Here is a 13,333-nt window from a genome sequence, read left to right on the forward strand (position 1 = left end):
AAATAGCATGAGCGAAAACGACAACTTTGATCACCTACAGCCAGATTCTGAAGAGGAATGGCTGAGTAAAACTGATGTAAAAAAGCAGATGCATGCGCTGCAAGATTTGGGCGCAAAGCTTACTAAACTCAATAAAGAACAACTCGATAAGCTTTCCTTAGATGATCGCTTACGTAGTGCAATCGATGAGTTTCACCGCATTAAATCTAATGGCGCTCAAAAAAGGCATCTGCAATTTATTGGCAAACTGCTCCGCACAGAAGATAGCGAAGAGATAGAGCAAGCCATAGGGCTATTCGAAGCAGGTCATCAAGCCCATACCCAAGCGTTCCATAAATTAGAGCGCTGGCGAGACCGACTAATAAGTGAAGGCAACAGCGCGCTTCAGGCTTATGTTGCGGAGCATGCTAGTGCAGATATCCAGCATTTACGTCAATTAATTCGAAATGCTCAAAAAGAACAAAAGCTGGAAAAACCACCAGCAGCAGCCAGAAAGTTGTTTAAATATTTACGAGAAGTAGACGGCGTTTAAAAACCTACTTTAGCTCTATGCTGCATGACAGGCATTGCATCTCGCCTGTCTTGCACCACTTTCAAATCGACCTCAGCTAATACTAAACCCTTACCTGCAGGCTCTCTAACCGCAAGCACCTCTCCCCAAGGATCCACAATCATCGAATGCCCCCAACTTTTTCGGCTTGGACTGTGCTCTCCTCCTTGATTTGCGGCCAAGACATAGCACTGGTTCTCAATTGCACGTGCTCGTAGCAAAACTTCCCAGTGCGCTTCTCCCGTGACATAGGTAAAAGCTGAAGGAACGGTAATAATGTCAGCCCCCATTTGGCGTAATCTCTGAAACTGCTCAGGAAACCTTAGGTCGTAACAAATTGCTAGGCCAATACAGCCGAAGGGAGCGTCAACAGTGACAAGATCACTTCCCGCTTGAATAAAGTCTGATTCTCGATAGGCTGAATGCGCGTCAGCCACATCAACATCAAAAAGGTGAACTTTATTATAAGAAGCTTTTAACGATCCCTGATTGTCGAAAACTAAGCAGCTAGCCCAAACTTTATCTTCTATTCCCTTATCCCCTTCAGCCAATACAGGCACACTACCCGCTACCAACCAAAGGTTGTATTTCTTTGCCAAGGTAGATAAAAGCTTTTGAATTCTTTGTGTTTTGACTTCATCTCTAGCCAAATTAATAAGCGCACGAGAATCTAGCAGTGCAAAGTTTTCCGGCAGAAGTAATAATTGCGCCTCCGAGTTAGCAGCCTCTTCTACTAACCTCTCAACAGCATCTAGATTGGCATCAACACTCTCTCCAGAAACCATTTGCGCAACTGCTAACTTAGCCATCATGAAGCTCCAAATCCGCCTTAGGCTGCTCTTTTTTCTGATTTAAATCTATATCGATTTCCGGATTACCCCAGTCACCGCTCATACGGTATTTCACTGTAGTGAACTTAGCTAAAGGATCACCAATTAACTTATCAAAAAGGAAAACCGCACCTGCTACTTGCGGAGCACCGAGCAGCACACTGACTAGAGGGATGTTATCTGTTACAGGTAAAGCGACTTCAATCTCTTTATCTACCGTTTCGTTCATTAAATTCAGGCTGCCGCTCATAACCATATTGGCAGATGGCCCCGTCATAATGAAAGGTGAGGCTGTATGTGCTATACCATTTTTTATTGCGTAATCTGCTTTCATCTCATCAAAAGCAACACCGGTCTGAACGAGATCCGTGAAATCTAATCGGAGTCTTCGCCCCAATGATTGTAGATTTAAAATACCGAAGATACGGAGAATATTACCGGAATTACCAACATCAAGTAGACGTCCATTCTTGGCCGTAAACTGCATTTCACCATTCGACTTTCCCACTTCAAACTTCCAAGGTGCACCACTCCATGAAAGCTGCAAATAGGCATTCAAACTTTTAGTTTCAAGCGCATCAGCGATACCCCACGCATCGAGAACTTTACCAAAATCCTGACCATCCAGCTTTACCGTAAGCTCGGAGAGCTCTTTACCGTTTTTGTCCCACCGTAACTCACCTCGTACAGAAGACCCATGCATATTGCCTGAGATATCTTTCACTACAGCCCCAGAAGAGGTTGGCCTAAGCATAAAACTCCAACCTCCCAGCGGAAGCTTATTTAGTTCGAAGCTATCTACACTGAAATCCAACTTAGGTAATACCGCAGGGCCCACTGGTGGCGTTACTGCGGTAACGCCCTGCTCACTATCACTATCATCTTTTACGATACGGAGATGACCTAGTTTTACCTTATAAGGCTGACTCGGATCTTCTGGCATCCATAACTTGCCGCCGACTTGAGGGCTATAAGCCGTAAGCATCCACCCACCAACATCAGGAACAAGGTTTACTTTTAACTTATCCAACACAATATCTTCAAAGCTAAATTGATCAATCTGCAAATCAACCACTTTTAATAAACTATCAGATTGGCTCGATGCTGATTTATCCTCTTTATTCTCAATAAAACGCGCAGTTTTGAAAAATTGTTCCAACTGATCATAATCAAGCATCGCTACACGACCATCAACCCAGACCCCCTGAGCGATTGGCAGAGCCGGCTTAGCACCACCTAAAGTAAAGCGACCGCGAGATATCTGTTTATTTCTATTTAGCATCACCCCACGTAGCTGATTGCCCAAATTAAAGCGCACAACACTTCTATCATCTTTGAACTGTCGCCCTAAATCACTGATGATGGTTAACTGACTGGACTGAGCAGCGGTTTTTGCAAGAGGTGAAGGCGCAGATAAGGCGATACCTCTTAAATCACTCTTAATAACTAATTGATTACAGCTTTTTCCAGGACACATATTCAACCGCGCATTATAGGAAAGCTTGCCTTGGGCGACCCTTAAGAGATCTAAATCTAACCACTGTCTCAAATATTCCGCTTGGACAGCACCATCAATCTCAATCGCCGTTTTACGACTCTGAGTTTTGATGGAAGCTGTTATGGGTTGCTCAAATAATCGTGCTTCAAGTCTTTTAGAAGAGAGACCACTGGCTGAGCCATAATTTACTAGGCCATTAATACCTGAGAAATCTATACCCTCTTGTTTAGAGTAAAATCTTCCTTTTGTAATTGCGGAATTAACATCAACTATTGGCGTTTTATTACCTCGAAGAGGTAAATCTATCTCGATACGCGTTGTCGTGTTGCCTTCCATTTCCCACTCAGCTAACTCATCACCTACTTCTTTTCGTAGTGGGCTCTCAGTAAGTAAACTCTCTACATCTTTGGTTGGACCTGTAACGCTGCCTGTTATGAGTAGCTTTTCAGTAGAAACTGGCAGGTGCACCCAGGCAAAATCGATTTCAGAATTGTAGATTTTCCCGCCTTTTGCCTCAGCAGTTAATTCACCATTACGGAAGAAGACAAAGCTATTCGCATTTTTAATTGCAGGCCAATCCGGTTGATATTCAAAAGACGCTTTGCTCAGATCAAAAAACATCTGCACACTAGGCAGTTGATAATCATCTAACCGTGAACGGGTCACTCCGTTTAATACAAATCCCGCTTGATTGATATGTCCATTCTGTATAGCTGAGACCAGCCAATCATAGGTTTTTACGCCTACCTCCTTTGGCGGTATATAGTACTTAGCATGCAAACCATCGCTGTTTTGCATACCAATTTGTAAGTTTAAAAGAGGCTGCTCATCACGCGAAAAAGGTAGGTAAATACTGAAACGCCCCGATGCAGAAACACCTTCATTTTTCAGATGCAGTAATTGAGAGGCAACAACTACACCGCCATCTTCGAAGCGCCAACCTATAACACCATCAGCATGTTGATACTGCCATCGGTAATCAAATAACGTGGGATATTGCATGAGAAAATCATCGCTTTGCAGGTGAATCTCACCTCCAGTTATATCAGCCTTTAATAACCCATTAATCCCTTTTAGCTCAGGCACATCATCCCAAGCATCAATACCTACACTGTTAAGGTCAGCAAATAATTTGAATTCTGATAAGTCCGCATCTTTACTCCAAGACACTAATAAGTTTTCCACAAGCCCTTCTGCCGATAGCGTATCAACTACCTTAAGAGCAGATTTCGGCATAAAAGGCTGCTTGATCACCAAATCAGATAGTCTCTGTAAGTCGATACGATCGATCATCAATTTATTGGGTTTGATCTCAGCCCCGTTTCGTACGAGATCTAAGCTCATACGCGGCAAGGTAAATTGCTCTTCAGCAGCGCCAATAATCAAATCAGTAATCTGCAACTGAAGGCTATGATCTCTTCGAACCAGCGCACTTTGAACGGCAAACTGCTCAAATACATACTCTTGATAAGCAAAATTCTCAATTGAGGTTTTAGCTGTTAGGTAGGCTAATTTTCCTTTATAGCTTTGCCCCCAAATTTCCTGCTCAGCCTGCAAACTATCTAACTGAACACCCATTAGGTTTAACCAAGGGTTTAATAGCTGCTGATCAAGCCCAGAAAGCTTTAAATAAAAGTTAGCTGCTTTTTTTGCAGGATTACCCTCAACTTCAGCAACAAACTTCAGATCCGCTTTACCCGACGCAGTAACAAGATCCGCATCAATTTTGAGCTGATGCAAAACACCATCATGCTGAAGGTTTAATTGAATCGGCTCGACAATGATCTCATCGCCATTTCTAGGAACAACTACAATACGCGTATCTTCAATATTGATTTCACGCTGCATTAACAGAAAAGACAAAAGGTCGGAGCTCTTATGAGAGTTAGAGGCTGTTTCTCTTTGTATTTCTGATGAAACACTTGTACTCGTTGGAGCTTTAGTATCAGGAGCAACTCGGGTTTGATCGTATTTTAGCGTCAGGCCTTTTAGATCAAACTGCGAAAAGACAGGCGTTAATGCCCTTAGAGATGCAGCAGGATCAATTGCCACAACACCCTTCAAAAAACCAAATGAAGCGCCTCTTTCAGCTTCTATTTGATCTACAGAAACCCCTCTCAGTGAAATTACAGGCTGCCAACCGCGCCAAGCCCCTTCAATACTCGAGATATGAACTTGTGCAGACAATTGCTCAGATAAGCTTTGTTGAATATCCAGTCGGTACTGACCAACATCTTCAACCAAGATCTTAATATAGAAAAGTAAGAGCGCCACACTTGCTGCAAGTGCAGCAAGCCCCCAGTAGAGGAACCAAAAGATAGAATGTGCGTGGCGTTTCACTAGTGATCCTTTTTAGCGTAATACAACGTCAAAGTTTTCAGCGTTATACATAGGCTCAACCTGAAAGCGAATTGTTTTACCTATAAAAGCTTCTAATTCAGCCACATGGTTAGAAGCATCATCAAGTAAATAATCAACCACAGGCTGCGCAGCTAGCACTAAATAGCTATCAGTATCATAGGCTCTATGCTGGCGAAGAATTTCACGGAAGATTTCATAGCAAACAGTTTCAGGGGTTTTAATCGAACCCCGCCCCTGACATTCACTACAAACATCGCAAAGCACCTGTTCCAAACTCTCACGAGTACGCTTACGGGTCATCTCAACTAAACCAAGATCGGATACACCTGTAACTTTACACTTCGCATGGTCGCGCTCTAGTACGCGTTCTAGCGTTCTAAGTACCTGACGTTGGTGATCAGCATCTTCCATATCGATAAAGTCGATAATGATAATACCGCCAAGGTTACGCAAGCGAAGCTGACGACCGATCGCAGTTGCAGCCTCAAGGTTCGTTTTAAAGATCGTTTCTTCAAGATTGCGATGACCAACGAACGCACCGGTATTCACATCAACCGTCGTCATCGCTTCTGTTTGGTCAAAAATAAGGTAACCACCTGACTTTAGCTCTACCTTGCGGCCTAAGGCTCTTTGTATCTCTTCTTCAACATTAAAGAGGTCAAAAATAGGTCGTTCACCCGGGTAATACTCAAGCGTATTAGCAACTTCAGGCACCAGCGTTTTTACAAAGTCTTCTGCTTTTTGGAATGTCTCTTTAGAATCAATTCTGATCTTCTCTAAGCCTGAGTGTGCCATATCTCGCAGCGCCCGCATATTTAGCGGTAGATCCTCATAGATGACACTTGGCGCTTTAGCGGTTGATATCTTCTCTTTAATCGAAGCCCATAAACGTCTCAAGAACTGAGTATCTGCTTCCAACTCTGCTTCTGCTGCACCTTCAGCAACCGTCCGTAATATAAAGCCCGCAGGCTCACCATCATCGGTGGAAACAAGCTTTTTCATGATCGCACGTAATCGATCACGCTCTTCCATGTCCTCTATTCGCTGGGAAACACCTACATGACTATTACCTGGCATACACACCAAATATCGGGAAGGAAGAGAAAGGTGAGTAGTAAGGCGAGCACCTTTAGTACCAATAGGATCTTTAGTCACTTGAACAAGTAACGATTGCCCTTGCCGAAGCACTTGAGCAATAGAGGTATTAGCCTTTTCTTCATGCGTGGCACTTTGAGAAAGCACCTCTTCAACGTGGATAAATGCCGCGCGCTCTAGACCTATATCAACGAACGCAGCCTGCATCCCAGGCAAAACTCGTACAACTTTACCTTGGTAAATATTACCGACAATACCTCTACGATGTACGCGCTCTACATATACTTCTTGCGGCATCCCATTTTCGATAACCGCTACCCGAGTTTCCATCGGGGTAAAGTTGATCAGTATCTCTTCGCCCATGACCTATCCTTAATACTATTTCGAATGCCAGATGCGAATACCTGCCTGCACCAACATTTCAGCCGTTTCTGTCAGAGGTAAACCCACTACTGCAGAATAGCTGCCCTTAATTTCTTCAACAAATACAGCGCCAAATCCTTGGATACCATAAGATCCAGCTTTATCTTGCGGCTCACCTGATCGCCAATACGCTTCACACTCAGCCAACGAAATTGGCCGAAAACGGACGTTAGTTGTGACTACAACAGATCGCGTTTGTTCCGCAGTCACTACCGCAACTGCCGTGAGTACTTGATGAGTATTACCTGAAAGCCTTTGAAGCGTTCCTATTGCTTCATTTTGATCCGCAGGCTTTCCCATAATTCTGCCGTCTAGCACAACCGTAGTATCAGAACCTAGCACTGCTTTAGATCCATCAGTTAAAGCAAAGCAAGCTTGCGCTTTTTCAATCGCTAATCGCTCAACATAATCCATTGCTCGCTCAGCATCTCTAACATCTTCACAGATATCAACTGGCTTTACAGAACATTGCACTCCAATCTGATCGAGTAATGCTTTTCGTCTTGGGGAAGCTGAGGCAAGAATCAATTCCATTTAAAGGCCTTCCTTTAGCGTATTCGGAATAAGCGGCGAATACCGCGTAAAAAAACAAACAACCAAGGCCATAGCAGCCCACTGATTAGGCAAGGCAGAAGGAATATCAAGCTCTCACCAGTATAACCTGTGAACGCCTGCATCCAATGAAATAGTAACTGATTGATTCCCACCAGCACCATCACCATCATAGCCTGTTGCACGACGGGGAACATTCTAAGTCTTTGATGTAAAAGTAATGTTAAAAAGGCAATTATCGTCAGTGATAGTGCATTTAGACCTAACACACTGCCTTTAATAACATCTAAAAACAAACCTAAGAAAAAGGCCATGCCCATGCCAACGCGATGAGGTAACGCCATGACCCAATAGATGAGGATCATCGCTATCCATTCAGGACGCGCCCATTCAAGGTAGTAAGGCAGAGGCATCTGGCTCAGCATTAGGCCGATCAGAAAAGTGGCAAGGATAATAAGTCCACCACCTGAAGCAGCAGTCGACCCAGGCGTCACTCACTCACCTCTTGTGGCTGGGATTGGTATTGAGCTTCATCAGGCTCAACTTGAGGTTCAGGCATTTTCACTAACAACAGATGACGAGATTTATCCAACAACGCCGTCGGCTTAATGGTCACTTTGGTAAACTGCTGACCAGGATCTCGAATCACTTCAGATACAATCGCAACAGGGTAGCCACGCGGGAATCGCTGAGCCAAACCTGAAGTAATAACCAAGTCGCCCTTTTCAATATCTGCCGTATCCGGTACATGATTGAGCTCTAGCTCGTCTAACTGCCCCTTGCCAAGCGCTATAGAACGGAAACCATTGCGGTTAATCTCTATAGGCAAGGCATGGCGGGCATCAGTAATCAACATGACGCGGCTGGTATAATGGGAAATTTCTGTCACTTGTCCCATCACACCACCAGCATCCAAGATCGGCTGCCCAATCGTAACCGCGTTTTCACTACCATGATTAATAATAACTTGGTGCTGGAAAGGATCAGGGTTCACACCTATAAGCTCAACGAGCTCAACCTCTTCATCAACCCTTTTACTACCACGAAGCAATGCTCGCAAGCGATTGTTTTCTTGACGAAGCGCGGCATTTTGCTGGACTTTACGCTCCAGCTGTAACGCCTCAGATTTGAGCTTTGCATTCTCTTTTATAAGAAGACTACGATCCACCACAACATCTGAAACCTCACCCGCAACACGGCTTGGAATATCAACAATCCACTGCAACGGTGTTAGAAGTAGGGATAGATAGGCGCGACCTTCTCTGACTTTAGCTGAATAGAGGTCAGCAGCCATCAAAGCAAAGGCAAAAATGACCAGAAAAAAGAAAAAACGGCCAGAAGAGCGGCCGAGAAATATGGTCTTAATAACTCACCCCCTGACATATATGGATATGTCGGAGGTGAACATCAAAGATTAGACTGGAATCAATATCACGCATGGGTTAATCATGGCTAACTAGCTCGAAGCCATGCTTATCCAATAGCTCCAGAGCACGACCACCACCACGCGCTACGCATGTAAGTGGGTCTTCAGCAACGATTACAGGCAAACCTGTTTCTTCGCTAATCAAACGATCAATATTACGTAATAGCGCGCCACCACCTGTCAGAACTATACCACGCTCAGCAATATCTGAAGCCAATTCTGGCGGACATTGCTCGAGTGCACTTTTAACCGCTTGAACGATCGCAGAAAGCGGCTCTTGTAGCGCTTCTAGGATTTCATTGCTGTTCAGTGTAAAACTACGTGGAATACCTTCAGCTAGGTTACGACCACGCACATCAATTTCGTGCATTTCGGAAGATGGGTAAGCGGTACCAATCTCTTGCTTGATACGTTCAGCAGTAGAGTCACCAATCAAGCTCCCGTAATTACGACGCACATAAGTAACGATGTATTCATCAAAACGGTCACCGCCAATACGAACAGAATCTGCGTAAACGATACCATTCAATGAGATAACAGCAATTTCGGTCGTACCACCACCGATATCAACAACCATAGATCCGCTTGCTTCATCGACAGGCAAGCCTGCACCGATCGCGGCCGCCATAGGCTCATCTATTAGATAAACTTCACGTGCTCCTGCCCCCATCGCCGATTCTTTGATCGCACGACGTTCTACTTGGGTAGATTTGCAAGGCACACACACCAAAACGCGTGGGCTTGGCGTTAGGAAATTAGTGTCATGAACTTTACTGATGAAGTACTGCAGCATTTTTTCTGTCACATGAAAGTCGGCAATAACGCCATCTTTCATTGGACGAATCGCTGTTATGGAACCGGGCGTACGACCCAGCATGCGTTTTGCGTCAGCACCTACTGCAGCGACAGATTTTTGATTACCAGTCTGGCGAATCGCGACAACAGACGGTTCATCAAGAACAATATCCTTATCGCGGACATAAATCAGTGTATTTGCAGTGCCCAGGTCAATGGACAGATCGCTGGAAAAAAGACCACGAATTTTCTTGAGCATGTACAGGGAGTCCTAAGAAATTCTGCAGGTATAGCCGCTATATCCTGAAAACACGTAACTCTAACAACGGTAGGCGCTTTGAGCAAGGTGAAAATCAGTAAAACTACTTAAAAACACTAGGTAAATTATCTTCATGAAGCTTTGACGATATGGTAACGTACATCTTTAAGTTTTTTCCCTTTATGCATTCTCATAAAGCCACCCCTATTAGCGAGAGTAAATTATGTCTCTGGATCGCTCTGATGTGGACAAAATCGCCCATCTGGCGCGCCTTCAAATTGAAGAACAGGACACTCCTGAATACGCGCAAAATCTGACAAATATTCTGGATCTGGTTGATCAGATGCAGGCCGTTGATACCACTGATGTATCTCCAATGGCACACCCTCTGGATGCTGTACAACGCTTACGCAGCGATGACGTGACTGAAGAAAACAACCGAGAGCAGCTACAGTCTGTAGCACCCGCTGTAGAAAACGGTTTGTTCTTAGTACCTAAAGTTATTGAGTGATACCCATTCAGCCAGAATATTAATTAAGGATAAGTATTCCATGTTTGAAAAAACACTTGCCGAATTAGCTCAAGGGCTGAAGACGGGTGATTTTAGTAGTGTTGAATTAACCCAAGCCTACCTAGAACGCATCAAGGCTGAAGACGGTAAATACAACAGCTACATTACAGTGACTGAAGAGCAAGCTTTAGCTCAAGCTAAAGCAGCAGACGAAGCCATTGCCGCAGGCACCGCAGGTGCATTTACCGGCCTACCGATTGCGCACAAAGATATCTTCTGTACACAAGGCGTTCGCACAAGTTGCGCATCAAAGATGCTTGATAACTTTATTGCGCCTTACAACGCGACCGTTATTAACAAATTCAATCAGGCTGGTGCAGTAATGTTGGGTAAAACCAACATGGATGAATTTGCTATGGGCTCTTCCAACGAGAGCAGCTTCTACGGTGCAGCTAAAAATCCTTGGAACACTGACTGTGTACCAGGTGGCTCATCTGGCGGTTCTGCAGCAGCAGTATCAGCGCAACTAGCTCCTGCGGCAACAGGTACAGATACAGGTGGCTCAATCCGTCAGCCGGCAGCGCTTTGTGGTATTACCGGCCTTAAACCAACTTATGGCCGTGTTTCTCGTTTCGGTATGATCGCATTTGCGTCCTCCCTAGATCAGGGTGGCCCAATGACTAAAACCGCTGAAGATGCGGCGATGATGCTAAACGTAATGGCTGGTTTCGATAAGCACGATTCCACTTCTGTAGATCGTGAAGTCTCTGATTACACAACCGACCTTGAAAAACCTCTAGATGGCCTACGCATCGGCCTACCAAAAGAGTTTTTCATGGATGATATGGATTCTGATATTGCTGCACACACGCAAGCAGCGATCAAAGAGTTTGAAAAACTAGGTGCTACCGTTAAAGAAGTTAGCCTGCCAAATACAGCGCTCTCTATTCCTGCTTACTACATTATTGCGCCTGCAGAAGCGTCTTCTAACCTATCTCGTTTTGATGGTGTACGTTACGGCTATCGCTGTGAAGATCCAGTTGATCTAGAAGATCTATACAAACGCAGCCGTGGTGAAGGCTTCGGGCCAGAAGTTAAGCGCCGTATTATGGTGGGTGCTTATGCTCTGTCCGAAGGCTTTTACGATGCCTACTACAACAAAGCTCAGCAGATCCGCCGTTTGATCCGTGACGACTTCGCTAAGGTGCTTACCGAAGTTGATGTCATCATGGGCCCAACAACACCTCACCCCGCCTTTAAACTGGGTGAAAAAACGTCTGATCCAGTAGCAATGTATATGGAAGATATTTTCACTATCTCCCTAAACCTTGCAGGCCTTCCTGGCATGTCTGTTCCTTGCGGCAGTGTTAATGGTCTACCAACAGGTCTTCAGATCATTGGCGACTATTTCGCTGAACAGAAACTGCTAAATGTTGCACATCAGTTCCAGTTAGCGACTGATTGGCATAAACAGACACCACAAGGCATCTAAGAGGTTTATTCATTATGGAATGGGAAGCGGTAATCGGGCTTGAGATTCACGCCCAGCTAGCGACAAACTCCAAAATCTTTTCCGGTGCCAGCACAGCGTTTGGTGCCGAACCCAATACACAAGCGTGTGCGGTAGACCTAGCACTACCAGGTACACTGCCAGTATTTAACGAAGAAGCACTGCGCATGGCCGTAAAATTCGGTCTAGCTGTAGATGCTGAGATCGGCCGTAGATCTGTTTTTGACCGTAAAAACTACTTCTATCCCGATCTACCAAAAGGCTATCAAACCAGTCAGTTGTTCCACCCTATCGTAGGCGTGGGCCACATTGATATCACCCTAGAAGACGGTACCGAAAAACGTATTGGCGTAACACGTGCCCACCTAGAAGAAGATGCGGGCAAATCGATTCACGATGAATTCCCCGGTATGACAGCCATCGATTTGAACCGTGCTGGTACTCCTCTGCTAGAGATTGTATCTGAACCAGATATGCGCAGCGCAGAAGAAGCCGTCGCCTATGTACGCAAGATTCACTCGATTGTGACCAGCCTAGGTATCTGCGATGGCAACATGGCAGAAGGCTCTTTCCGTTGTGACTGTAACGTATCAGTTCGCATCAAAGGTGAAGAAGAATTTGGTACGCGTACCGAGACTAAAAACATCAACTCTTTCCGCTTTATCGAAAAAGCGATCACAGGTGAGATCGAACGCCAAATCGACCTTCTGGAAGATGGCGGCCGAGTAGTTCAGGCAACACGCCTGTACGATGCAGAGAAAAACGAGACCCGCGAAATGCGCTCAAAAGAGGAAGCCAACGACTACCGTTACTTCCCTTGCCCTGATCTACTGCCTATCGAGATCGATGACAGCTACATCGAAGCGGTACGTGATTCTCTACCTGAACTTCCGGATGCGCGTAAAGCTCGCTTTATCGAAGAGTATAAACTGAGTGATTATGATGCGATGGTGCTTTCTGGCGACCGCACTATGGCTGAGTACTTCGAAACTGTTGCCAAAGCAGCTAATGATGCAAAACTTGCAGCTAACTGGGTCATGGGTGAGCTATCCAAAATGCTTAACCAGAACGACACGGTCATCGCTGATAGTCCTGTATCTGCTAAGCAACTTGGCGGCCTACTTGCTCGCATTAAAGACAACACGATCTCTGGAAAAATTGCCAAGCAAGTGTTTGAAGTAATGTGGAACGAAGGTGGTAGCGCAGATGAAGTCATCGAAGCAAAAGGCCTTAAGCAAGTAACAGACAGCGGCGCCATCGAGAAGATCGTTGATGATGTGATTGCTAGCAGCGGACCTCAGGTAGAGCAGTATGTAAATGCTGAGCCAGAGAAACGCGGTAAGATGATTGGCTTCTTTATGGGTCAGGTGATGAAAGCCTCTCAAGGTAAAGCCAACCCAGGCCAAGTTCAAGGAGTGCTAAAGCAAAAACTAGATGCACTTTGCTCTTAAGCAAACAACCTAGTCAATACAAAAAATGCCGTGCTTAGCACGGCATTTTTATTTGTATTTTGACTAAAAAAA

The 13,333-nt window shown here is 44.9% G+C and carries 11 protein-coding genes; 4 read left to right on the forward strand and 7 right to left on the reverse strand.

All coding sequences use genetic code 11. The annotated features are described in order from the left end of the window. Window positions 1-7 precede the first annotated feature (7 nt). Complete coding sequence (yjgA, locus tag ACMXYR_RS12075) at window positions 8-532, forward strand: ribosome biogenesis factor YjgA (RefSeq protein ID WP_415901779.1); 525 nt, start codon at window positions 8-10, stop codon at window positions 530-532. On the opposite strand, the gene ACMXYR_RS12080 is transcribed toward yjgA, so the two are convergent. The 7 genes from ACMXYR_RS12080 to ACMXYR_RS12110 form a co-directional block, all read right to left on the reverse strand. Next, window positions 529-1,359 carry a carbon-nitrogen hydrolase family protein gene (locus ACMXYR_RS12080; protein ID WP_415901780.1) on the reverse strand — a complete coding sequence of 277 codons (831 nt, stop codon included), beginning with the start codon at window positions 1,357-1,359 and terminating at the stop codon, window positions 529-531. The genes yjgA and ACMXYR_RS12080 overlap by 4 nt on opposite strands. Further along, a complete protein-coding gene (locus ACMXYR_RS12085; RefSeq protein WP_415901781.1) occupies window positions 1,352-5,218 on the reverse strand; it encodes a YhdP family protein in 3,867 nt (1,288 codons plus the stop codon). Before ACMXYR_RS12085 ends, ACMXYR_RS12080 begins: the two co-directional genes overlap by 8 nt. A gap of 12 nt (window positions 5,219-5,230) precedes the next feature. Then, the gene (rng, locus tag ACMXYR_RS12090) at window positions 5,231-6,697 is read right to left on the reverse strand and encodes a ribonuclease G (protein ID WP_415901782.1); all 1,467 of its coding nucleotides are present in this window, start codon (window positions 6,695-6,697) and stop codon (window positions 5,231-5,233) included. 15 nt (window positions 6,698-6,712) lie between these two features. Next, window positions 6,713-7,291, reverse strand: coding sequence for a Maf family protein (locus ACMXYR_RS12095; RefSeq protein ID WP_415901783.1), 579 nt, complete (start codon window positions 7,289-7,291; stop codon window positions 6,713-6,715). A gap of 14 nt (window positions 7,292-7,305) precedes the next feature. Further along, entirely contained in the window at window positions 7,306-7,803 is a 498-nt protein-coding gene (gene mreD, locus ACMXYR_RS12100) for a rod shape-determining protein MreD (RefSeq protein ID WP_415901784.1), read from the reverse strand. Then, window positions 7,800-8,603 carry a rod shape-determining protein MreC gene (mreC, locus tag ACMXYR_RS12105; protein ID WP_415901785.1) on the reverse strand — a complete coding sequence of 268 codons (804 nt, stop codon included), beginning with the start codon at window positions 8,601-8,603 and terminating at the stop codon, window positions 7,800-7,802. Before mreC ends, mreD begins: the two co-directional genes overlap by 4 nt. A gap of 148 nt (window positions 8,604-8,751) precedes the next feature. Continuing rightward, window positions 8,752-9,789, reverse strand: a complete 1,038-nt coding sequence (locus ACMXYR_RS12110; protein WP_415885457.1) for a rod shape-determining protein — start codon at window positions 9,787-9,789, stop codon at window positions 8,752-8,754. A gap of 223 nt (window positions 9,790-10,012) precedes the next feature. Between ACMXYR_RS12110 and gatC the strand changes: the two genes are divergently transcribed. The 3 genes from gatC to gatB are packed head-to-tail and all read left to right on the forward strand — an operon-like array spanning window position 10,013 to window position 13,261. Continuing rightward, entirely contained in the window at window positions 10,013-10,300 is a 288-nt protein-coding gene (gene gatC / locus ACMXYR_RS12115) for an Asp-tRNA(Asn)/Glu-tRNA(Gln) amidotransferase subunit GatC (RefSeq protein WP_415882026.1), read from the forward strand. Between the two features lie 40 nt (window positions 10,301-10,340). Further along, a complete protein-coding gene (gene gatA, locus ACMXYR_RS12120; protein WP_415901786.1) occupies window positions 10,341-11,792 on the forward strand; it encodes an Asp-tRNA(Asn)/Glu-tRNA(Gln) amidotransferase subunit GatA in 1,452 nt (483 codons plus the stop codon). Window positions 11,793-11,806: 14 nt separating this feature from the next. Next, window positions 11,807-13,261 (forward strand): Asp-tRNA(Asn)/Glu-tRNA(Gln) amidotransferase subunit GatB, encoded by a 1,455-nt coding sequence (gene gatB / locus ACMXYR_RS12125; protein WP_415901787.1) that lies wholly within the window; start codon window positions 11,807-11,809, stop codon window positions 13,259-13,261. Window positions 13,262-13,333: the final 72 nt, after the last annotated feature.

The sequence above is a fragment of the Neptuniibacter sp. QD29_5 genome (assembly GCF_047778125.1).
Classification (GTDB): Bacteria; Pseudomonadota; Gammaproteobacteria; order Pseudomonadales; family Balneatricaceae; genus Neptuniibacter.